20 protein-coding genes are annotated in these 20,999 nt (G+C 44.8%); 16 read left to right on the top strand and 4 right to left on the bottom strand.

Features of this window, described 5'->3' with window-relative positions:
* Positions 1-137 precede the first annotated feature (137 nt).
* The 16 genes from flgH (at position 138) to L4D20_RS17390 (ending at position 14,470) form a co-directional block, all read left to right on the top strand.
* Positions 138-818, top strand: a complete 681-nt coding sequence (flgH, locus tag L4D20_RS17465; RefSeq protein WP_428802855.1) for a flagellar basal body L-ring protein FlgH — start codon at positions 138-140, stop codon at positions 816-818.
* 9 nt (positions 819-827) lie between these two features.
* Entirely contained in the window at positions 828-1,982 is a 1,155-nt protein-coding gene (locus tag L4D20_RS17460) for a flagellar basal body P-ring protein FlgI (protein ID WP_428802854.1), read from the top strand.
* A gap of 11 nt (positions 1,983-1,993) precedes the next feature.
* A complete protein-coding gene (locus tag L4D20_RS17455; protein WP_428802853.1) occupies positions 1,994-2,611 on the top strand; it encodes a rod-binding protein in 618 nt (205 codons plus the stop codon).
* Positions 2,608-3,978 (top strand): flagellar hook-associated protein FlgK, encoded by a 1,371-nt coding sequence (gene flgK, locus L4D20_RS17450; protein WP_428802852.1) that lies wholly within the window; start codon positions 2,608-2,610, stop codon positions 3,976-3,978. Before L4D20_RS17455 ends, flgK begins: the two co-directional genes overlap by 4 nt.
* A gap of 13 nt (positions 3,979-3,991) precedes the next feature.
* Positions 3,992-4,897: a flagellar hook-associated protein FlgL gene (flgL, locus tag L4D20_RS17445; protein ID WP_428802851.1), complete on the top strand. Its 906-nt coding sequence runs from the start codon at positions 3,992-3,994 to the stop codon at positions 4,895-4,897.
* Between the two features lie 85 nt (positions 4,898-4,982).
* Positions 4,983-6,059 (top strand): hypothetical protein, encoded by a 1,077-nt coding sequence (locus L4D20_RS17440; RefSeq protein ID WP_428802850.1) that lies wholly within the window; start codon positions 4,983-4,985, stop codon positions 6,057-6,059.
* A 128-nt stretch (positions 6,060-6,187) separates the two neighbouring features.
* On the top strand, positions 6,188-6,775 hold the full coding sequence (locus L4D20_RS17435; protein WP_428802849.1) for a hypothetical protein: 588 nt from the start codon (positions 6,188-6,190) through the stop codon (positions 6,773-6,775).
* 164 nt (positions 6,776-6,939) lie between these two features.
* Positions 6,940-7,773: a flagellin N-terminal helical domain-containing protein gene (locus L4D20_RS17430; RefSeq protein ID WP_428802848.1), complete on the top strand. Its 834-nt coding sequence runs from the start codon at positions 6,940-6,942 to the stop codon at positions 7,771-7,773.
* A 549-nt stretch (positions 7,774-8,322) separates the two neighbouring features.
* Entirely contained in the window at positions 8,323-9,648 is a 1,326-nt protein-coding gene (gene fliD / locus L4D20_RS17425; RefSeq protein WP_428802847.1) for a flagellar filament capping protein FliD, read from the top strand.
* A 10-nt stretch (positions 9,649-9,658) separates the two neighbouring features.
* Positions 9,659-10,054 carry a flagellar export chaperone FliS gene (gene fliS, locus L4D20_RS17420; protein WP_428802846.1) on the top strand — a complete coding sequence of 132 codons (396 nt, stop codon included), beginning with the start codon at positions 9,659-9,661 and terminating at the stop codon, positions 10,052-10,054.
* Positions 10,044-10,349 (top strand): hypothetical protein, encoded by a 306-nt coding sequence (locus tag L4D20_RS17415; RefSeq protein ID WP_428802845.1) that lies wholly within the window; start codon positions 10,044-10,046, stop codon positions 10,347-10,349. The genes fliS and L4D20_RS17415 overlap by 11 nt, the downstream gene beginning before the upstream one ends.
* The gene (locus tag L4D20_RS17410; protein ID WP_428802844.1) at positions 10,346-11,413 is read left to right on the top strand and encodes a flagellar hook-length control protein FliK; all 1,068 of its coding nucleotides are present in this window, start codon (positions 10,346-10,348) and stop codon (positions 11,411-11,413) included. Before L4D20_RS17415 ends, L4D20_RS17410 begins: the two co-directional genes overlap by 4 nt.
* A 9-nt stretch (positions 11,414-11,422) precedes the next feature.
* Positions 11,423-11,890 (top strand): flagellar basal body-associated FliL family protein, encoded by a 468-nt coding sequence (locus L4D20_RS17405; protein WP_428802843.1) that lies wholly within the window; start codon positions 11,423-11,425, stop codon positions 11,888-11,890.
* Between the two features lie 15 nt (positions 11,891-11,905).
* A complete protein-coding gene (locus tag L4D20_RS17400) occupies positions 11,906-12,637 on the top strand; it encodes a FliA/WhiG family RNA polymerase sigma factor (RefSeq protein WP_428802842.1) in 732 nt (243 codons plus the stop codon).
* A 10-nt stretch (positions 12,638-12,647) separates the two neighbouring features.
* A complete protein-coding gene (gene motA / locus L4D20_RS17395) occupies positions 12,648-13,505 on the top strand; it encodes a flagellar motor stator protein MotA (RefSeq protein ID WP_428802841.1) in 858 nt (285 codons plus the stop codon).
* Positions 13,505-14,470 carry a flagellar motor protein MotB gene (locus L4D20_RS17390; RefSeq protein ID WP_428802840.1) on the top strand — a complete coding sequence of 322 codons (966 nt, stop codon included), beginning with the start codon at positions 13,505-13,507 and terminating at the stop codon, positions 14,468-14,470. Before motA ends, L4D20_RS17390 begins: the two co-directional genes overlap by 1 nt.
* Positions 14,471-14,570: 100 nt before the next feature.
* Here the strand turns inward: L4D20_RS17390 and add are convergent, their stop codons facing one another.
* The 4 genes from add to glnL form a co-directional block, all read right to left on the bottom strand.
* A complete protein-coding gene (gene add, locus L4D20_RS17385) occupies positions 14,571-15,572 on the bottom strand; it encodes an adenosine deaminase (RefSeq protein ID WP_428802839.1) in 1,002 nt (333 codons plus the stop codon).
* 116 nt (positions 15,573-15,688) lie between these two features.
* Positions 15,689-18,217 (bottom strand): phosphodiesterase GepA, encoded by a 2,529-nt coding sequence (gepA, locus tag L4D20_RS17380; RefSeq protein WP_428802838.1) that lies wholly within the window; start codon positions 18,215-18,217, stop codon positions 15,689-15,691.
* Positions 18,218-18,361: 144 nt separating this feature from the next.
* Entirely contained in the window at positions 18,362-19,765 is a 1,404-nt protein-coding gene (gene glnG / locus L4D20_RS17375; RefSeq protein ID WP_428802837.1) for a nitrogen regulation protein NR(I), read from the bottom strand.
* 56 nt (positions 19,766-19,821) lie between these two features.
* A complete protein-coding gene (glnL, locus tag L4D20_RS17370; RefSeq protein ID WP_428802895.1) occupies positions 19,822-20,922 on the bottom strand; it encodes a nitrogen regulation protein NR(II) in 1,101 nt (366 codons plus the stop codon).
* Positions 20,923-20,999 lie beyond the last annotated feature (77 nt).

The raw sequence follows: 20,999 nt of genomic DNA, 5'->3' as shown, positions 1-20,999 counted from the left end.
GCTCAATTTTGAGCTTAGCTCCACACCTTATCGGTCTTATGCGCAGCGATATATTCATGGATTGATGCGTTTAGGCCCTCATCACTATCTACTGCAGCTAAAACTGAGTGCAAGCCTAAACCTATAAAGGTAAACCAATGTTGAGATTATTCGCACTGATTTTCAGTGCACTGTTGCTTGTTGGGTGTAGCTCGTTCGACTCATCATCATTGATTGATGATCGCCCTTCGCCTGATGATGATGTCTATGCACCACCGGCGCTGGACTACTCTTTGCCTGATGCAGGTGCAGGTTCAGTTTACCGTGATGGCTATATTTGGACGCTATTTCAAGACAGGCGTGCGTATCGTGTTGGCGATATCTTAACGGTCTCTTTGGATGAAGATACCCGCTCGAGTAAACAAGCTAACACCAATTTCGGTAAAACCTCGTCAGGTGGCTTATCTGCGGATTATGATACCGGAACTAGTGCTGGTGGATTAAGCGGTAACTTATCAGGTGACCGTGATTTTCGTGGCAACTCAGCCAGCTCTCAGCGTAACTCTTTAAGTGGTTCAATTACCGTGATGGTGCATGAAGTGATGCCCAATGGCGTTGTTCGCATAAAAGGCGAGAAATGGATTCGTCTTAACCAAGGTGATGAATTTATTCGTCTTAATGGTCTAGTGCGTGTTGATGACATCAACAATGGCAATCAAATTTCTTCGCAGCGTGTGGCTGATGCTCGGATCACCTATTCACAAAGTGGCGTGTTGGCAGATGCCAACGAAGCAGGTTGGTTAACCAAGCTGTTTGTTAATCCACTATTCCCATTTTAAGAGGTGCTCATGAAATCTAAAGTTCGCGCGTTTCTTTATACATTGGTCGTCAATGTTCTATTCATTGGCTGCATTGCCACTATTCCGGTCATTGCAGCGACGCCTGCCTATGCTTCCGCCAGCGAAAGACACCTTATCGATTTGGTCGATATTCAAGGTCTGAGAGAAAACCAATTGATTGGCTACGGCTTGGTAGTTGGCCTTGATGGTACAGGCGACCGTAATCAAGTGAAATTTACCAGTCAATCTGTGACCAACATGCTTCGTCAATTTGGCTTGCAACTTGATGACAATATTGACCCTAAACTGCGTAACGTAGCAGCGGTGAGTGTGCACGCTTCTATTCCGCCGTTGTCGGGTAAAGGTCAAGCTATCGATATTACCGTTTCTTCGATTGGTGATGCGAAAAGCTTACGTGGTGGTTCACTAATCATGACGCCATTAAGAGCGATTGACGGTCAAGTTTATGCGGTTGCTCAAGGTAACCTTGTGGTTGGTGGTATTAAAGCGGAAGGTCGCACAGGTTCAAGTATTACAGTCAATGTGCCAACTGCTGGTCGTATCCCTAATGGGGCGATCATTGAAAGCGAAATTCCATCTGATTTTAGTTCTCGACCTATCGTAACCCTAAACCTCTTAAAGCCTAATTTTACCACCGCAAGAAACATCTCTCGTACCATCGATGAGACATTTGGCCCGGAGACAGCAACCGCGGTGAGCTATGCGCGGATCGAGATCCAAGCGCCGGAAGATTTCGAGCAGCGCGTGGTGTTTATGTCTATTTTGGAAGAGATGAAAGTCGATATCGGTCGTCAACGTGCTCGAGTGGTCTTCAACACCCGAACCGGAACCGTAGTGGTTGGCCAAGGGGTTCAAATTGGTCGAGCAGCGGTGAGCCATGGCAACTTAACCGTGACCATTGGTGAGTCGTTCAATGTTAGCCAGCCGAATGCCTTTGGTGGTGGTCAAACCGTGGTTGTTCCTGAATCTGAAATTGATATTAACCAAGAGCGTAACCCGATGTTTATCTGGCCTGAAGGTGTCGAGCTTGAAACCATTGTTACAGCGGTGAATAGCCTTGGAGCCTCACCAGATGATCTGATGGCTATACTGCAAGCGTTGCACACTTCAGGTGCGCTTAACGCTGAACTTGTTGTGATTTAAGGGGAATTGTAATGACTGTCACCACACTTCCTGTCAACCCGTTTGCCCTGCAGCACATGCCGTCAAATATCATGCGCTCGAATCATCAGCCTGCCAACGTGGGGGTTGTCACCAGTTTTGATAGCCGAAACTTAAATGATCTCAAGGTCTCAGGCGATACCGACCAAGCTCTTCAAGGTGTCGCAGAGCAGTTTGAGTCACTGTTTTTGCAAATGGTGCTCAAGCAGATGCGTCAATCAAATGAAGCATTACAAAGTGATGAAGAGAACCCACTGTTTAGCAGCCGTGAACATAAGACTTATCAAGAGTTTTTTGATGGTCAGATCTCAATAGAAATGTCCAAAGGCCGCATGGGTTTAGCAGAGTCGATTGTGGCTCAATTGGGTCGAGAACAAGCAACAGGAAGTGAAATGCGAGGCGCGGCCATTGAAGCGTCTTCCATTTCTCCTTTCCCAGCGCAATCTCAAGGCACATTTGTCGAGAGTGAATTTAAGAACGCCACTCCTGAGGTCGCTTTACCTACACAAGAGCAGCAAATTCTACCGTCGCAAGATTTGAACGTTACCCAATCAAGTCGAGCCTTTAGCCAACCACTGTTGCATGTCAATCTTAAGGAGTCTTCAGTATGAGCTTGATGAACATAGGCCTTTCAGGCGTACAAGCTAGCCAAATAGGGATGAACGTTACTTCCCAAAACGTTGCGAATATCAACACGGTTGGCTACAGCCGTCAGCAAGCGGTGTTTGGTGCTGTAGGCGCGATGGGCTTGAACGATGCAGGTAATGGTGTCAGCGTGACAAGCATCCGTCGAGTAACGGATCAGTATCAAACCAATCAAATGTTCCGTGCAAGCTCAATGCTTGGCCAAACATCTACAGCGCATCAGCAACTGCAACGTTTAGAGACGTTACTTTCAGCAGACTCAATGAACCTAGACCAAGGTTTCAATAACTTCTTCTCATCACTTAATGGTGCCAGTGTATCGCCATATAGCTCGGCGAATCGCCAGCAAGTGATCAGTGAAGCGGAAGCATTGGCTAACCGTATGAATCAACTAAGCAGCTCGGTTGACGGTCAGTTTTCTGATTTGAACCAACAGCGCACTTCAGCGGTTGCACACGGTAACAGTCTATTAAGCAACATTAGCAAACTCAACGAAGAGATCCGTAAGGGTGAAGTGAGTGGTGAAAATACTGCTGCCCTTCGTGATGAGCGTGACGTGCTGATTAACGAACTTTCTGAAGTAGTCGAAATTCGCATTACTGATCCTGGTGATGGCACGCTAGAACTGGCATTGCCGAATGGTCAGCCATTGATCAGTGGTAACCAAACCGCGCAGTTTGCGGTATCGGCTGATCCGAACAACCCACAGAGCCAAATCTTATCACTGAGTTTTAATGGGCAAGATTTTCCAATTGGTTCTGATATTGGTGGCAAGTTGGGCGCATTAGACGCTTACGAGAAAGATGTGTTGATTCCATCTCAAGAGATCATCAATGATATTGCGCTTGAGTTTGCCACAGCCTTTAACGACCAGCTTGGGCAAGGTTTTGATTTAAATGGTAATGCAGGTAAAGCCTTGTTTGTCTTTGACCCTGATAACCCAGCGTCGACATTAAAAATCGACCCTGACTTTAAACCAGAAGATTTAGCCTTGTCTGACGACGGTAAGCCGGGTAGTAACGGTAACTTGCTTAAGCTCATCGAAATCAAAGACCAAGAGTTTGACATTGTTCACTTAGGTTCTCAAACATTAGGCGGTGCTTATACCTCAATGTTGGGTGACATCGCAGTGAAGACCCGCCAAGCGCAGTCTGACCACCACGCCGCGAGCAATATCTACGTGCAAGCGACGATTGAGAAATCGGGCACCAGTGGCGTAAATCTTGATGAAGAAGCAGTGAGCTTAATGAAGTACCAACAAGCCTACCAAGCCAACCTTCAGGTTATCAATGCCGCGAATCAAACCTTTGCATCTGTTATGCAGCTATTTTAATTGAGGAATCCCCATGAGAGTTAGTACCAATCAATATAGCCAAATGATGTCATCGAGCTTGAATAACAACTCGCTCGGCATTAACAAATTGATGCAGCAGATGGCAACAGGTAAGCGAATTTTAGTGCCATCTGATGATCCAATGGCATCAACGCGCGTCATGAGCCTAGGTCGCCAGCAAGCCGCTTTAACTCAATACCAAAGTAATATTGAGCAAGCGGATACCTTGCTAAAAAATCAGGAGGTGTATCTAAGCAATGGTGTCGAAATCCTGCATGAGATGCGAGACAAACTCCTTTGGGCTGCCAATGATTCTAATGGCCCAGCCGAGCGTGAGGCGATGGCAGCAGAATTAGAGCAATTGCAAGAGACTTTAGAGTCTCTGGTGAATGCGAAAGATGAAAACGGTAAATACCTGTTTGCCGGTAATGACGTCAATACCAAGCCGCTGGATAAAGATGCAGATGGTAACTGGGTTTACAACGGTGACATGGGTGTGCGTGAAGTCGTGGTCGGCGATGGTGTGACCATGAAGGTCAACGTTAATGCCGGTGATATGTTTTTCTCTGGTGATATGGATATCTTTAATCAGCTCGATGAAGCGATTGTTGAGCTTCGTGATCCTGATTTTAACGCAGCGAGTAATGATGTATTAGAGCGAAGTTTGGACGTTCTTGATGCAACTATGGGCTCAATATCTGGTTCTATCACTGATTTGGGTACAAGACAGAACTCGTTAGGTACATTAGGTAGCGGCCATTCAGAGGTTGAACTGTTTAATAATCAATTGATTGGGCAGCTAGAAGACCTTGATTATGCCGATGCCATGGTGGAATTTAACAACTATTTGCTGGCACTGCAGGCAACCCAAGCAACGTACGCGAAAACGGCGAGCATGTCGCTGTTTGCGATAATGTAATTGTTTGTTTTATAGATGTATATCGTTTCTAAGTACCGCTTTTAAAGTGTGTATTGATAGTTCAGAGCAGGAATTGAAATAGAGTATGGTTTCTCAAGTTAGTGATTTAAGAGCAACAACTTCTGGTGTGAATCAACAGCCTGCTGTTATTGCTAAGCGTGCTGGGCATAATACGCAGGTGGTTGAGAGCCCACGTATTGCTGAAAGCAAACAGCGCGACCCGATTCGCCTGTCGCAAACATTAACGCCAGAACATACTCGCCGTCAAAGCCTGCTTCAGAGAGCGCAACAACAACTCGCTTCTGCGCAAGTAGCCGAGCGCAGCCTTATGGAGATTGGCAATGGTTTAGGCGAGCTGAATAAACGCTTAAGCTTTGCTCTGAAATCGGGCGGTGCTTCAGCGAAAATTACCGCTGAGATCGATAGAATCAATACCAGTATGGAGCGTTCTATTCAGCAAGCTGAGTTTCAGAACCAGCCTGTCGTGAGCAGGCAACTAAAGCCGATTTATCATGGTGATGATCGCACCACTTTTCGCATTAAAGGGTTGGATACCAACCGCGCTGTAGGTCGAGATGAAACCTTGGTGTTCAACTTAGGAAAAGGCGGCGCCAATGCGGTTCCGGTTAAGTTAGACAGCCAAGCAACGCCAGAAAAACAGGCGATGCAATTTCGCCAAGCGTTCAATGAACACGGGATAGGCGTTGGCCTTGATAAGCAGCGCCAATTGGTGTTTAACGCCAGCGAACAAGATTGGCAGCGCGTATCAACCCACATGAAAGTGACGGGCCAAGGTGAGCGTTTTCCTGCGGGTAAAGCGAATCGCGCTAAAGTTGATACGACAGAACCAAGGTTTGAACCGTTAAAGCTTAAAGCGGATAACCAACACCTGCGTGAATCTCAAGCAGAAACTAAACAATTGATGCAGCAGGTAAAAGCCAGTGTTCAAGAGCTTCGAGCTCATAGACGTTTAGTTAATGAAAAAATTTCTGCGATTAATGAGAAAAACGTTAATAGCGCTGAAATAAGTTTAACAACGGTTGAGCGAGATTTAGAGCGTGTTTTACCAAAAGAAGCAAGCTTTACTCAGGTGTACCAAAATATCCAAACCCAAGCGAATGTTCATCGGCACACCGTAGTTGCTCTGTTAACGAGATCTTAATCGAGCCCCAAACAACATCTCAATGTTGTATTCATTACACGAAAAAGAGCCAGTTACTGACTGGCTTTTTTTATACCTAATTTTTTAGCTTACTCATTTCTTGAGGCAATCACTTTTCTGAGGTTAGTATGCAGTCACAACTCCCTCCCGGCATTGATAAATTGGTTCGCGTAGAACCTGCGCAGCTTAAATCTGAGCAGCAGATGTCTCAGCCATCCAAGCAACCAAGCCACATTCCTACTCAACATCAACAGCAGCAAATGCCTAGTTTGGTCATGCCATTGGCTCAGTGGCAGGTGGTGAGAATGCTTTACTCGGCCCAACAAGTGACGCCAAGTCGCCACGATATGGTCTATCAGCAAGGTCAACAAGCGAGCCCAGTACTGCAACTACCGAGTGGCCGCGGAGTACTAATGACTCAATTTGAGCTTGATGGGCAGATGCATCAAGTTCGCTGGCAGGTTTCCCAGGGTGAAGCGGTATTAGTGGCTTCAACGCTGGCCAGCGATCAAATGATAAAATTGTTGCCGTCGGTAGGCGGTGGCTGGCGTTTAGTGACTAACGGATTAGAGCTTACCCAACCAATTCAATTATTATGGTCGCCACTAGGTAGTGACGGCCAGCAAGGATTCGCGACAAAAGAGCAGCAGCTATGGATGAAGCGTGCTATTTGGTTTGGTGTTATTACTACTATTGTTTTAGTCATGATATTTTAGGTTAAAAATCGATCTAATCGGCAAAATAACGTTAATCTTTATTTAATTTATTTTTTTTCCTGTCGTTCCTAAAGGAATCTGAAATTAGTGGTTTAAGTGGTTGTTATCAATCGACGTTTTATAGTTATGCAAGCAGAACAGCATAATCAAAAGAGGATTCAACCATGCTATCTATTCATACTAATTACACGTCTCTACTGACGCAAAACAACCTAAATAAAACTTCGGGCTCTATGGACCAAGCGATGCAACGCATCTCTACGGGTTTCCGTATCAACTCTGCATCTGATGATGCGGCTGGTCTGCAAATTGCTACTCGCCTTCAGTCTCAGTCAAATGGTCTAACGGTTGCTGCACGTAACTCAGAAGACGCAAAATCATTTCTTCAGACTGCTGAAGGTGCTTATGATGAAATGACGAATATTGCACACCGCATGAAAGATCTAGCGACACAAGCGGCTAATGGCACGAACTCTCAAGCTGAATACGACGCTATGGACGCAGAGTACACAGAGTTAAAAGCTGAACTAACTAATATTCAAGATAATACAGAGTATGGCGCGGGTAATAAGATTTTTGATGGTTCTAACGGTGCTGGTACTGGTCTTTTACAAGCAGGTATGACGTTCCAAATTGGTTCATCTTCTACTTCAACGATGGCTCTATCAGCTAACGTTGGTGATGTTGACCTTTCGACTACTGGTGGTTTAACGGATCAAGCGTCAGCTATTGCTGAAATGGCTGTATTGGATACCCTAACAGGAGAGATCGGTGAGCAGCGCTCTATTCTCGGTGCGACGGTTAATCGCCTTGACCATACAGTGACCAACCTTGGTAACATGCGTGAGAACACAGAAGCGGCGAAAGGTCGTATCATGGATACTGATTACGCGGTTGAATCTTCAGAAATGATGAAAAACCAAATGCTAACGCAAATGTCTATGTCTATGCTTTCTCAAGCAAATGGCATGTCTGGCATGGTAATGAGCCTAATCTAATTTGGCTGAAGCTAAATAATTTAGCTACCACACTCTATCTTTCTAAACCGCAGCCCCCGCTGCGGTTTTTTTTATCGCTAGAATTTCTGTCCCTTTTTAACCTCCATTTATCCTCACTTTTTGTTTAATTCAACTAGACCTTACGCAGATATTTCGTCACTCATTTCTGCTTACAAGATCCCATTTTCAGCTTTTGATTTGATTAAGAAATAGTGTCGATTTGTCGTTTGTTAGTTGTAGGAAACACAGATATGACAGGGACTAGCGAGAATCGGAACTTATTAACATTAATGCTTCCGCACTATTTCCGTCATCGGAATGCTGATTTCCGTTTAAGAGATTTAAAAATTCGATAGTGATGAATAAATGCGCAAAAACATACCTTTGTGGCTACTTATTCGTCATTAAACAAAAAGTTAGGTGTTGGAATGCTTTTTGCTCTAAGCAAGTAGGTTATGTGGATCCACTTGAGCAGAGTCAATTAAAGCAACACTCCCTCATCATGCAAAAGCTGCCCATACTGGCGGTGTTAACGATAGGAAGAGAGACATGATTGATCCGGCTCAAATGGCAATGCAAATGGTGATGATTCAGCGCCAACCGTTTGATATTCAATACGCAAACCAACAGGCGATGTACAAAAACCAGCTTGATGCGTGGAAAGATATCGACAGTGCATTCAGCAGCTTCAAAACTGCACTAGATGGCATGAATAAAGCGGATAACAGCTTTATTAAAAACTCAGTCACGCAAAGCCAAGATGATTACATCAATGCAACAGCAGGCAGCCAAGCGCGCACGGGCTCTTACGATCTTTTTGTCAAGCAACTGGCGAAAGCGCAGCAAGACTCTTTTAGCTTTGAAGGTGGTGAACTGCCAGCCGATGGTTCGATGACATTGACCACCGCTGATGGCGAAGATATTACGGTCAATTTTTCTGATTTCTCTGATTTGAATGAGTTAACCGATCACCTTAATGATTTAGATGTTGGTATTAACGCTAGCGTTGTGAGCTCAGATGGTGAGAAACACTTGGTACTGACATCGGATGAAACCGGTGTTGAGAATAAGTTTGATGTGACGGTGACGGGCACGACTCACAGTCACCGAGAGCTTAATACGGCGGCCGATGCGATTGTAATGTTGGGTGGCGAAAATGGTTTAGAGCTGACCAGCAGCAGCAATACGTTTGATAGCGCAATTTACGGTGTCAGCTTTGAAGTGACCAAGACTCATGAAGCGGGAGACTCTCCGCTAACGTTAACCGTTGGTGCTGACAACGAAGCATCAAAAGAAGCCGTGACAGAGTTTGTTGACGCTTATAACGATTTGATGCGCACCGTGTTAAAGCACACTAAAACCGATTATCAGTTGGATAAAGACAGCGATAACGACGATGACGACGATGACAACAGTATCTCGATCAGTGTTGCTGGTGCTTTGGCCAGTGACTCTACCGCTCGTGGTCTAAAGAATACGCTTAATAACGCCACTCGTGGCATGTTTGATGAGGGTACGCTCTACAGCATTGGTATTGAAGCAAACCGCGACGGCACACTAAAAATTGATAGTGCCCGATTTGAAAAAGTGCTTGCTGAAAATCCTGAGAAAATCGATGCGATCTTCTTAGGTGATGATGGTGCACTTGCTTCTCTTGATAAAGCGATTGCGCCTTACACTGGCAGTGCAAGCGGAGATAACCTGCTTAAAACACGTCAAAACACCATACAAGGCAATATCGATCGAGTGGACGACAAAAAAGAGACCCTCGATTACCGAATGGAAAAAACCTATAACCGTTACCTACGTGAATATTCTGCAATGGCACAAGCGATGTCACAGATGCAATCGACAGGTTCGATGTTCATGCTTTAAGGAGTAGTAAATGTTTAATGATGAGTCGGGCTTCGATGCCTATCAACAAGTTGATGTAGAAGCACAAGCTGCCGCATCTAGCCCATATCAACTGGTGTTGATGCTGATTGGCGGATTTCTCGATACCTTGACCCGAGCGGAAGCGCACATGGAGGCCAAGCGTTTTAAAGAGAAAGGTGAAGCGATTGCACGTTGTCTCGACATCATCGGTGGTTTGAACAGTGCGCTTGATATGAAGCGCGGCGGAGAAATGGCAGAGCAGATGAATAACCTGTATGACTTTTGCAGCCTGCGCTTGTTTGAGGCTAGTACTCAAAATGAAATTGAGAAGCTTCATGAAGTGCGCTCTGTCATGACCAATATTCAGGAAGGATGGCAAAACTTTGGAGCAGCACATGGAAATTAATAGCGCTTTATTACGTACTGTTAACCAAAGATTGCAGCACAACTGCAAGCACAAAGAGTGGAAAGAACTGCGCGAGTTAGACCTGAAAATTCGCAAGATATTAACGGTCATTAATGAGCAACCTGCAGCAGCGCAACGTTTCAAGCATGACCTTGTGGCCCTTAAAGAGTCGCACACTGTAGCGATTAATTTGTGTGATGAAGAGAAGCAGCGTATTGGTCGTATGTTGGCGAGTCTGCAAAGTCAGCGTGAAGGTATGTCTGAATACACTCAAGTAGAGAGGGCAATGGCATGAGTGCAGTTCACGCTGCATCAGCGTCTAGTCAATCTCAAGTAACGGCAACACCGATACGCTCAGAGCAAAGTGGTACATCAGCGGGTTTTGCTGCGCTATTGGGGATCTCTGACGTGACGACGGCCGAAGGTGCTCAGTCTGGCCAGTACTGGTTTGATCTCTATGACCAACTCAAAGAGCTCGCAGATATGGAAGATTGGCAGTTCGATAGTGACCAGTCACTAATGTCTCAGCTTCCGCCTGATGGGCAGTTCCGTGTTGTTGAATTGACCAATCACTTTGGTGGCGAAATTCGCGAACAGCTATTGGCTATGATGCGCCGTGCTGATGGCCTTCAAAGTGTTGATGTTCAGCTTGGTCAACAGCATCGCCCTCAAGCCTTGTTTCAATCGCAGCTCCCACAGGACACGCTTAATTTCTCTCAGGCAATGGAACGCATTATTTCTAATGCGATGGTCCCTGTTCGACCAGAGATGCACAACCCTGAATTGCTAGCACAGATGCAGCGTGGCGCTCAATCACCTCAGTCGTTTATGACGATGCAAAATCTGCAAGCGGGCATTGCACCCACTGTCACAACGGAAGCTGCTGCGAATACTCACGCCATTACGAATAGCCATCTTGTTGAATGGTCAGCCGTTAAGGTTGATGAGAACAAACAGCAGTGGGGTCAGCAGATGATGTCAGTGTTAAAAGATCGCGTGCAAATGCAGATGAGTCAGGATATTTCACACGCTCGAATCCGTCTTGATCCGCCACATTTAGGCGCATTGGAATTAAGTGTCAGAGTGGATGGTTCAAAAGTACAAATTCAGGTTCTGGCCAATGATCCTGCGTTAAGAGAAGCGATTCAACAAAGTGCAGAGCGATTAAGGCACGATTTAGAATCTAAAGAGCTATTGGGTAGTCAGGTAAGTGTTGATGTGGGCGATCACAGTGAGCCTCAGTATCAAGATACCCAAGCTGAAACGCTTGAAAATATTATGGTTGCGGAATCCGACTGGCACTCTTCAACTTTTCAGTCATCTGGTCTCGAAGACCATCGCGTTACCCGCTTAGTCTAAGGAATTTTTATGTTTAACTTCAGTCACCCTCTGGTCAAGTTAGTCTTGGCAGGCGTTACCGCCTCAGCTCTGATTGCTGGTACTGCGTTTGGCACGCTTCATTTTATAAATAATGATGGTAACGATGTCTCTACTATCTTCGGTTCTAGTGCCAAAGATACTCAAACCCATTTCATGTCTTTGGATAAATTCGTCATTTCCCTTAATGGTGAAGAGCGTACTCATTACTTGTTGCTAGAGCTGGATTTGAAAACGTCGAGCCTCACTGCGCATGAAGAACTGATTCGTTTTCGCCCAGTCGTGAATAACGTGCTGCTAAAAATGTTTAGCCAATACAGCTACGAAGAGATGCGTTCAATTAACGACATTGACTACATGCAGAAGCAAGTGCAGATGAACCTTGCCAAAACACTTCTGGAAAATGGCTTTATGTACAACATTGATGATGTGTTGTTCACCAAGCTGGTTCTTCAATAACAGACAGGTGACATCATGCTAGAAGCCCAAGATTGTTCTCAACATGAATATATGGAAGTACAGCCTACACCTTCGACACTCGATGAAGGTGCAATATTGCGCCAACACCTGAAGTTGGTTAAGCGAATTGTAAATCAACTGCGTCCACATGCTTCGGCTACTGTTGGGCTGGATGATATGGAACAGCTTGGTTTACTTGGCTTGTTAGAAGCCGCTAGGCGCTATGGGGAGATGGATGAAAACTTCCCGTATTTTGCGTCAAGACGTATTCGTGGCGCGATTTTAGATGAGTTAAGACGTCGAGATTGGCGACCAAGGCAACTTCGTCAGCAAGCACATGACCTAACCAATAAGATCAAACTTCTAACCAAAAAATTATCGCGTCAGCCTTCTGAGCAAGAGATTTTACAAGAGCTTGGGCTGACATCGAATGAGTATCATCGTTTGCTCTATGTGAGCCAAGCTGAAGAGCTACAAAGCCTTGAGCAACTATTTGAGCAAGGCAGTGAACATTTTCACTTAGAACCAAATGATAGCGCTGTTCAGAACCTGATTGATCAAGATTTACTGAAGTACGCATTGGGTCGGTTACCTGAACGTGAACGGTTAATTTTGAGTTTGTACTACTTAAAAGAGCTGAGCTTAAAAGAGATTGCAATGGTAGTTGGGCTCACTGAAGCCAGAATTTGTCAGCTGCATAAACAAGCATTAAATAATCTTCAGACGATGATTAAGAGTCAACTATAAAGGAACAATCATGCAAAAACTTATCGGCGTTATCGTCATCATATTTGGTGTGTTTGGCGGTTACTTAATGGCTGGAGGCTATTTAGGAACCATGTGGCAACCGGCTGAATTGATTATCATTTTGGGTGCAGGCGCAGGTGCTGTCATTTTAGGTAATCCACAATATGTGATTGTTGAAATGTGGCAACAAACCAAAGCCATCATGGTTAAAAAAGATGAGCGTAAGCTTTACCGTGAGCTTCTTTCAATGATGCATCACTTGCTTGAGCAAGTACGTGTTGGCGGCATGCGCGCATTGGACGAGCATATTGAAGAGCCGTATCAAAGCAGTATGTTTCTAGCTTACCCAGAGATCATGGAGCACCCGAAACTGGTTACCTTTATTTGTGATAACTTCCGTTTACTCGCGATGGGTAAAATCAGTGGCCACGAACTAGAGAACCTGCTTGAGCAAGAAATTGCTGCTATCGAAGATGACATGCTAACCCCTTCAAAAAGCATGCACCGTTTGGCTGAGGCTATGCCGGGTTTTGGTATCTTAGCGGCGGTTATGGGCATCGTGATTACCATGACCAATATTAATGCTGACATGGCTGAGATTGGCGTGAGTGTTGCAGCAGCGTTGGTGGGTACTTTCTTAGGTATTTTCTTTTGCTACTGTGTTTTTGACCCAATCAGTGCTGCGATGGAAAAGCGTGTGAGACGTGAGATTTCTGCGTTTGAATGTGTTCGTGCCATTTTGGTTTCTCATACTTCAGGTAAAGGGTCATTAGTTTCGGTTGATGCAGGGCGTAAGTTAATCTTATTGGATGTTAAACCAACCTTCTCTGAAATGGAGACTTGGGTAACTCAGCGAGTATTTCAATAATGCGTAGTCAATCAGAGCAGATCATTATTCGGCGCGCACGTCGTAGAAATACACCTATATTTAAAGGCGGGGCATGGAAAGTCGCGTTTGCGGATTTTACCTTAGCCATGATGGCCTTTTTTATGGTGATGTGGATACTGCAAGTGACCACGTCGGATGAAAAAGAACGAATTGTTGGCAAGTTAGCAGGCCAACCGCAAATGATTCCGATAGAGGAGCAATTTGTTGATAATAGTTTATTTGCTATTGATTTTGGTGGCAGCGCATTACCTGATTTACTTAGTGTAAATCCAAGTAATCCTCGAAATATGGGGAATAGTTTAACCATCAACGTTAAGGATGGAGACGGTAATAACTTCGGTGGCATAGGCAGTGAGAGTCTGTCTTTAGTTGCTGGTCGTTATGATAGCCAAGAGCAGATGGTGGTATTGGGCGAGTTTATGAATGCGTACAGTGATCACTTATCAATTGGTGAGCATGTACAGATTGAAATCGTGCCACAAGGCCTCCGAATCTTGGTCAATGATGACAAGCAGCGACCGATGTTCCGCTTAGGTGGTTCAAGCTTAACCGACTATTTTGAAGACTTGCTGCTCGCATTGGCTCCTGTGTTCACTACCGTTGAAAATGCCATTATGATTTCAGGTCATGCAGATGCAACAGCGTTTAATCAGCGTTCTAGAAACAATAACTGGAACTTGTCAGGCCAACGAGCACAGCGTGCACGAGAGGTTCTCGAGTTTGGCGGTATGCCTGCGGATCGAGTTTCTCAAGTGACAGCGATGTCAGACAAAATGCTGCTCGATGAGGACAATCCTAATAGTGCCGTTAACCGAAGAATTGAAATATTAGTGCTGACAGCCGATAGTGAAGAAATGCTTAATGAACTGTTCGGTCGTAAGAGCAGCAGTGCTCTTGGACAGGCGCATAAAACAGCGCAAGATAATCAGCCTGTTGAGTGGTAGTGATTAAGTGTTGTGTATGTAGTTCTCTGGAATATAAGTAAAAGCCTCTAATCTTCGCAGACTAGAGGCTTTTTAGTGTTAACTTTATGTGGTGGTTTGCTTAGCGTTGGCTTACTTTATTCGTCAGCTCTTGTTTCTCTTGAGCAGAAAGGAAGGCAAGTTCTAAGCCGTTAAGCTGAGCTTGTTTAATTTGCGCTTGGCTTAAGCCTGCTTGAGGTGCTGCGACTTCATATTCATAAGGAAGCTCAATCCCTTCAACCGCTGGATCATCAGTATTTAGACATGCGAGTACACCATGATCTAAAAACTGTTTAATTGGGTGATTTTCTAACGACTCTACCGTACTGGTTTGGAAGTTCGATGTTAGGCACGATTCAATACCAATTCGGTGCTCTGCAAGGTAATCCATCAGTTTAGGATCGTGTATCGCTTTAACACCGTGACCAATACGAGTTGCGCCAAGCTCTTGAATGGCCTGCCACATACTCTCTGCACCAGCCGCTTCTCCTGCGTGAACGGTAACATTTAAACCCGCATCGCGAACTTGATTAAAATGAGTCACAAAGCGATCGCCCGGTTGACCAAGTTCATCACCGGCTAAATCAACAGCAACAATGTGATCCTTTTGGGTCAAAATCGCATCAAGTTCTTGCTGACAAGCATCAATGCCAAAAGTGCGGCTCATGATACCAATCAGGTTTGCTTTAACGCCAAAATCACGTACACCGGCTTGTACTCCATCAACCACGGCTTCAACCACGCCTGCAACCGGAAGTTTGTGTTTCATTGCCATGTAGTAAGGTGAAAAGCGCAGTTCTGCGTAGTCAATTTGTGCGTTAAGAACATCTTCAACATTCTCATAGGCCACTCGGCGACATGCGTCGAGATCGCCCAATACCGCAACACCCCAATCTAACTTCGATAAGAAGGCGACTAATGATGGCTCGGCTTCAACAATCTGCACGTGAGGCGTTAGGCCTTCAATATCGTAAGCTGGAAGTGCAATGCCAAATTTTTTGCCTAGATCTAATATGGTCTGAGTACGAATGTTACCGTCAAGGTGACGATGTAGGTCAGTTAAAGGGATATTTTTATTAATCATTGTATTCATTCCAATTAATAGTGGGGTTTTATTAGGGCAACAGATGCTAAGTATAAAAACCATTCACTGCACTGTCAGTAGTGAAAGTGCGTAAAACGGGTTAAATCCCCTATTTGTTATTTCATGTTAACTAAATGTGTTGGCCATTCTTCAAATGGAACTGGGCGGCTGTATAAGAATCCTTGGGCTTGTGGGCATTGCAGTTTGCGGAGTAATTCTGCTTGCTGTTGAGTTTCGACCCCTTCTGCCACAAGGTTCACCTTGAAGCCTTTGGTTATATTGACAATAGCCGCTACGATTGAATTATCGAGATTTTCTGGTTCTAACTCACAGACAAAGCTGCGGTCGATTTTTAGGCAGTCGAAAGGCAGTTTGTGTAAATAGGCCAATGAAGAGTAACCCGTCCCAAAGTCATCAATGGCAATTGAAATACCCAGATCTTTAAGTGCGAACATATTTTTCATGATCATTGGATCATTGTCGACGATGCGTGATTCGGTGATTTCTAGCGTCAGGTTCTTAGCGTTGAGTTGAGTGCTTGCTAAGATATCTTTAACATCATCGATAAACTCATCTTTAGCCAGCTGCTCGACGGATAAGTTAACGTGAAGGATAAAATCCTTTGCCCACTGACCAGAGTGAATTGCTGATGCTGTATCGGTACACGCTTTCAATAAAACCTGATGGCCGATATCGCTAATAAAGCCGTTATCTTCGGCTAATGGAATAAACTCAAGAGGAGAGATGAGACCTTGTTTGCTCACCCAGCGAGCTAAAGCTTCTGCCCCAAGTATTTTGCCCGTTTCTAAATCAATGATCGGCTGATAGAAAGGTACAAACTCTTGTTTTTCAATTGCAGCGCTAATGTTCGCGAGCATCTTGGTGCGATTGCGTGAGACTTCGGCCATTTCTGGGCTATACACACTGGTTCGAGTTTTGTCTTGTTTCGCTTTACTTAGCGCAATGCTGCTATTACGTAACCATACGGTCATCTCTTTGTCTGGAGATGTGTTGACCACGCCAATAGAAACATTAACGATGAGCTTGTCTGATTTCATGCTAAACGGAGAAGCAAACGCTTGAAGTAAGCGATTGGTTAATAAGGTGACCTCCTCGTGCTCTGCTACCCCTGGAGCGTAAATTGCAAACTCGTCACTACCACGAGCGATAAGATAATGGTTTGGTAATGTGTCGCGTAAGCGCGTTGCTGCAACGACTAATAGTTTATCAGCTTGTTGATGACCAAGGCTGTCGTTAATTTCTCTAAACCGGTCAATCCCAACCAAGTAAAGGCTTCCGGTTTGCTTCGCATTTAATTTTACACTAGCCTCTAGCAAGCCCCCTCTGCTGTAAAGCTGTGTCAAAGAGTCATAAGTTAACTGGTGACGCAGTGCATCAAATGACGATTTTAGATTGTTCGTCATTTCATTAAAGGCTTTAACTAACATGTTGATTTCATAAACGTACCCAAGGTTTGGCATGCTGCTATTCCAGTTACCTTTGGCAAGGTTTCGAGCGGACTGGGCGGTTGCTGAAATGGGCTTGGTTACTCGATTGAATGCGACTAGACCAATGGCAATACCTATGATGCTGACCACAATCCCAACGCTCCAACTTAAACGTTGGTTGTTCGGCAGTGCGCCAAGGAGGTCAGGCTCTGAAATCGAAACACCGATATACCATTCAAGCCCATGCTGATCTGTGTAAGGCGTAACTTGGCTAAAATAGCGTTCGCCACCAATGATGGAATCGAATTTGTATAAGCGAGACTGAATAGGAAAAGCCAGCGGTTGAATGTACACCGCCATCGCTTGAATTATCGGGTTAGCACTCTCTATTGCGAGTAACCGATCGCCTTTGTCGGTAATGGGGGTTCCCCAAGAGACGACACTTTTACTGCTAGAGTGTGTGACCAGTTGGTGGTCATTATCAAATATGTAGATGGTCGCTTTGGTTTGTTGTTTAAGCTCGTTTAGAAAGGCATTGAAAGTGTGCAGTTTGATATCATTGGCAACAACACCGATGAACTTTTCATCTTCAAACACGGGAGCTAGTGCAGAAATAGTGATCGCTTGCCTTTCATCTGCATCGGTGTATATCGTTGACCAAGCTGGCCTTTTACTGCTTGAAACAGGCGTGTACCAAGGGCGGACCTTTGGGTCATAGTTCTCGATCACCGCTCTAGTTTGCTCGCTGATTTCTCTGCCTTGATAAATGGTCAACTTTCCATTAGATCGACTGTCTTTTAACATTAAGCTAAAGTCATTATTGGCTTCTTTTCTAAAGCCAATATATTCACTGGCTTCGCTACCAAAGCTGATGACCCCAAGTTGAGAAACTGGCTGATACAATGACTCAAAGCTGCTTAGAATATACTGCTCAATAGATTCTAAACTGCCTTTAGTGTATAGCTGGTTTTGGCCAATATTATGACTGATGGATAGGGTGGCCTGAAACGGTTCTTCAAGGTAGTAGTTGAGTTTTTGAACAACGTTGGTGGTCAGTGATGTGAGATGTTTATCACTGACCTGCTCAACCATCTCTTCATAGCTGTATTTCTGAACGAAAATGATACTGCTCATCGCGATCAAAAATATCAAGATGAAGGGTACGACGACCGCTGTTCTTAATGTTATCTGAGTCATTTACTTCCGTGAATATGTTATATACGCGCATTTATATCGAGGGGTTACTTTTTAAGCTTGCCCTAAATGTGGGCAGAATGGTATACCATATAAGTATTATATAGATGCTCTGTCTCATTCATGCGGCGTATTTCCTTATTTCACTCAGTATAGCTCTTTTAGTTTCCTCGTCAGTGTATTTCTTCCCCAGCCTAGAACCTTAGCAGCATCTTGTTTATGACCATTAGTATGATTGAGTGCTGCTTCAAGGAGAATGCGTTCAAACTCTGGTTGAGCAAAGGTAAGCAACTCGGTTTCTCCCGATGAAAGCGCTTGCTTAGCCCAGTAGGCGAGCAGTGCTTGCCAGTTCTCTCCTTCACTTAATGCGACGGCTGGCTTTTCATTGATAAGTTCTGTAGGAAGATCGCTAGGTAGAATCTCATTACCACTCGCCATCACAGTTAACCAGCGACAAATGTTTTCTAACTGACGAACATTACCCGGCCATTCGAGGTTATTGAGTACTTCAACGGTTGCTGGGTTTAATGTCTTGATATCAACTTTAAGCTCTTCTGCGGCCAGAGATAAGAAATGTAGCGTGAGCTTTTCAATATCCTGCTTACGCTCGCGAAGCGCGGGAATATGAATTCGAATTACATTAAGTCGGTGAAACAAGTCTTCACGAAAATCGCCTTGATGAACGAGGTTTTCAAGATTTTGATGGGTTGCAGCCACAATACGAACATCAACTTGAATCGCGGAGTGTCCGCCAACACGGTAGAACTGCCCATCCGAAAGCACTCGTAGTAATCGAGTTTGAATATCGAGTGGCATATCACCTATTTCATCTAGAAACAGGGTGCCGCCATTCGCTTGTTCAAATCGACCTTGTCGAACACTATTGGCTCCAGTAAAGGCGCCTTTTTCATGACCAAACAGTTCTGATTCGATTAAATCTTTTGGAATTGCAGCCATATTGAGTGCAATGAAAGGTTTCTTGGCGCGTGGACTATGGCGATGCAGTGCATGTGCGACCAGCTCTTTACCTGTTCCTGATTCCCCGTTAATCAGTACTGATATTGATGAGCGTGACAAACGGCCAATCGCACGAAAGACCTCTTGCATGGCCGGAGCTTCACCAATGATTTCTGGCGTTTCGTCTGATGAGACCTCTTCGACGTTCTGTGCTTTGCGCTGCTCTTGATTATGCGTGATTGCTCGTTCGACTAAGGTGAGCGTTTCATCGACATCAAAAGGTTTAGGTAGGTATTCAAATGCGCCTTTTTGGTAAGCGTTAACCGCAGCATCAAGATCAGAGTGCGCGGTCATAATAATCACCGGCAGCTCTGGAGAGCGAGCGTGGATTTGTTCAAGCAGCTGTATCCCATCAATGCCCGGCATGCGAATATCAGATACCAATACATCGGGTGTTTCTCGCTCTAGGGCAAGTAAGACACTTTCTGCATCAGCAAATGTTTCACATTTAATGTTGGCAGATGAGAGTGTCTTCTCCATTACCCAGCGGATGGAGCTGTCGTCGTCGACAACCCAAACGTATCCTTTACTCATAGTGTGTAATCCTTACGGCAACGACGTTGCAAGCTTAAAGTTGTAAGTGATAAATATTAAATCGGTAGATAGATGGTAAATGTTGTTTTACCGGGCCAGCTTTCAACGTCTATTTTTCCGTTGTGCTGATCGATTAAGTTTTGTGATATTGAAAGTCCGAGTCCTGTTCCACCCTCACGCCCTGTGATCATTGGGTAGAACAGTGTGTCGAGTAATTCTGAAGCGATACCAGGTCCATTATCGATGATCTCTATTCGTGCACTGAGTTTGTGCCTTTGACCATGAATATTCGCTTGATGCACTGTTCTGGTGCGAATGGTAATTGTCGGGTGCTCTGTCTTATATTCGGCAAGAATTTGCGCTGCGTTACTGACGATATTAAGTAGTGCCTGTTCTATTTGATCTGCGTCGACCAAAATCTCTGGCAAGCTTGGGTCATAGTCACGTTCAATGGCGATAGTATGTTGTGATTCAAGCTCAACCAGCTGACGTGCTTTTTCAATAATGGAGTGCAGATTTTCAGGCTGCTTTTTACCGGGCTTTTGTGGGCCAAGTAATCGATCCACCAAAGCTCTTAATCTGTCGGCTTGTTCAATAATGATTTGCGTATATTCCGTCAGGTTGGGATCGGGCAGCATTCGCTCAAGTAATTGAGCTGCACCACGAAGACCACCTAGCGGGTTTTTTATCTCATGAGCTAAACCACGAACCAGCAGTTTAGCTGCTTGCTGCTGTGCATGCTGATTCAGTTCTTGAGATAAACGACGCTGCTGGCCAATTTTTCTCATTTCAACTAACAGCATCAGCTCTTTTTTCCACGACAGTGGGCTGACAGTCACTTCGAGCATCAATGGCTTTCCATCCACCACGAAAGTAACGTCGCTATCCGTGATACTTTGGCCACTTTGAAGAGGTTGAGACAGCAGTGCTAAGTCCATAGAGGCATGTTGAATGAGGTTAGAAAGGGGTTGGTCGATGATGCGTTTGGCGCTTTGAGTAAAGAGTTGCTCTGCCGCAGGGTTGGCGTATCTCACGGTCAGAGACTCATCCAACATCAGTGTTGCGGTGACGACATTATTTAGTATCGCATTACTTAACTCTAAGTCGCTCAGATTTCGGCTCACTGCATCATCCTTATATCTCTGGAAAATCACCATCGCACCATTATGGTGCATATAAATTCCAGTATGGCGCATCGATGCTACAAGAGAAAGTAAAAAGGGGCTGTGTCATG

Source organism: Vibrio kyushuensis, assembly GCF_050337325.1.
Classification (GTDB): Bacteria; Pseudomonadota; Gammaproteobacteria; order Enterobacterales; family Vibrionaceae; genus Vibrio; species Vibrio kyushuensis.
The sequence above is the reverse complement of the archived record's forward strand: the minus strand, read 5'-3'. Positions and strand labels throughout refer to the sequence as shown.

What these genes read in the sequence shown, in the direction of transcription:
- flgH (WP_428802855.1), top strand. Translation starts at nt 138, where the DNA reads ATGTTGAGATTATTCGCACTGATTTTCAGTGCACTGTTGCTTGTTGGG.
- L4D20_RS17460 (WP_428802854.1), top strand. Translation starts at nt 828, where the DNA reads ATGAAATCTAAAGTTCGCGCGTTTCTTTATACATTGGTCGTCAATGTT.
- L4D20_RS17455 (WP_428802853.1), top strand. Translation starts at nt 1,994, where the DNA reads ATGACTGTCACCACACTTCCTGTCAACCCGTTTGCCCTGCAGCACATG.
- flgK (WP_428802852.1), top strand. Translation starts at nt 2,608, where the DNA reads ATGAGCTTGATGAACATAGGCCTTTCAGGCGTACAAGCTAGCCAAATA.
- flgL (WP_428802851.1), top strand. Translation starts at nt 3,992, where the DNA reads ATGAGAGTTAGTACCAATCAATATAGCCAAATGATGTCATCGAGCTTG.
- L4D20_RS17440 (WP_428802850.1), top strand. Translation starts at nt 4,983, where the DNA reads ATGGTTTCTCAAGTTAGTGATTTAAGAGCAACAACTTCTGGTGTGAAT.
- L4D20_RS17435 (WP_428802849.1), top strand. Translation starts at nt 6,188, where the DNA reads ATGCAGTCACAACTCCCTCCCGGCATTGATAAATTGGTTCGCGTAGAA.
- L4D20_RS17430 (WP_428802848.1), top strand. Translation starts at nt 6,940, where the DNA reads ATGCTATCTATTCATACTAATTACACGTCTCTACTGACGCAAAACAAC.
- fliD (WP_428802847.1), top strand. Translation starts at nt 8,323, where the DNA reads ATGATTGATCCGGCTCAAATGGCAATGCAAATGGTGATGATTCAGCGC.
- fliS (WP_428802846.1), top strand. Translation starts at nt 9,659, where the DNA reads ATGTTTAATGATGAGTCGGGCTTCGATGCCTATCAACAAGTTGATGTA.
- L4D20_RS17415 (WP_428802845.1), top strand. Translation starts at nt 10,044, where the DNA reads ATGGAAATTAATAGCGCTTTATTACGTACTGTTAACCAAAGATTGCAG.
- L4D20_RS17410 (WP_428802844.1), top strand. Translation starts at nt 10,346, where the DNA reads ATGAGTGCAGTTCACGCTGCATCAGCGTCTAGTCAATCTCAAGTAACG.
- L4D20_RS17405 (WP_428802843.1), top strand. Translation starts at nt 11,423, where the DNA reads ATGTTTAACTTCAGTCACCCTCTGGTCAAGTTAGTCTTGGCAGGCGTT.
- L4D20_RS17400 (WP_428802842.1), top strand. Translation starts at nt 11,906, where the DNA reads ATGCTAGAAGCCCAAGATTGTTCTCAACATGAATATATGGAAGTACAG.
- motA (WP_428802841.1), top strand. Translation starts at nt 12,648, where the DNA reads ATGCAAAAACTTATCGGCGTTATCGTCATCATATTTGGTGTGTTTGGC.
- L4D20_RS17390 (WP_428802840.1), top strand. Translation starts at nt 13,505, where the DNA reads ATGCGTAGTCAATCAGAGCAGATCATTATTCGGCGCGCACGTCGTAGA.
- add (WP_428802839.1), bottom strand. Translation starts at nt 15,572, where the DNA reads ATGATTAATAAAAATATCCCTTTAACTGACCTACATCGTCACCTTGAC.
- gepA (WP_428802838.1), bottom strand. Translation starts at nt 18,217, where the DNA reads ATGACTCAGATAACATTAAGAACAGCGGTCGTCGTACCCTTCATCTTG.
- glnG (WP_428802837.1), bottom strand. Translation starts at nt 19,765, where the DNA reads ATGAGTAAAGGATACGTTTGGGTTGTCGACGACGACAGCTCCATCCGC.
- glnL (WP_428802895.1), bottom strand. Translation starts at nt 20,922, where the DNA reads ATGGTGATTTTCCAGAGATATAAGGATGATGCAGTGAGCCGAAATCTG.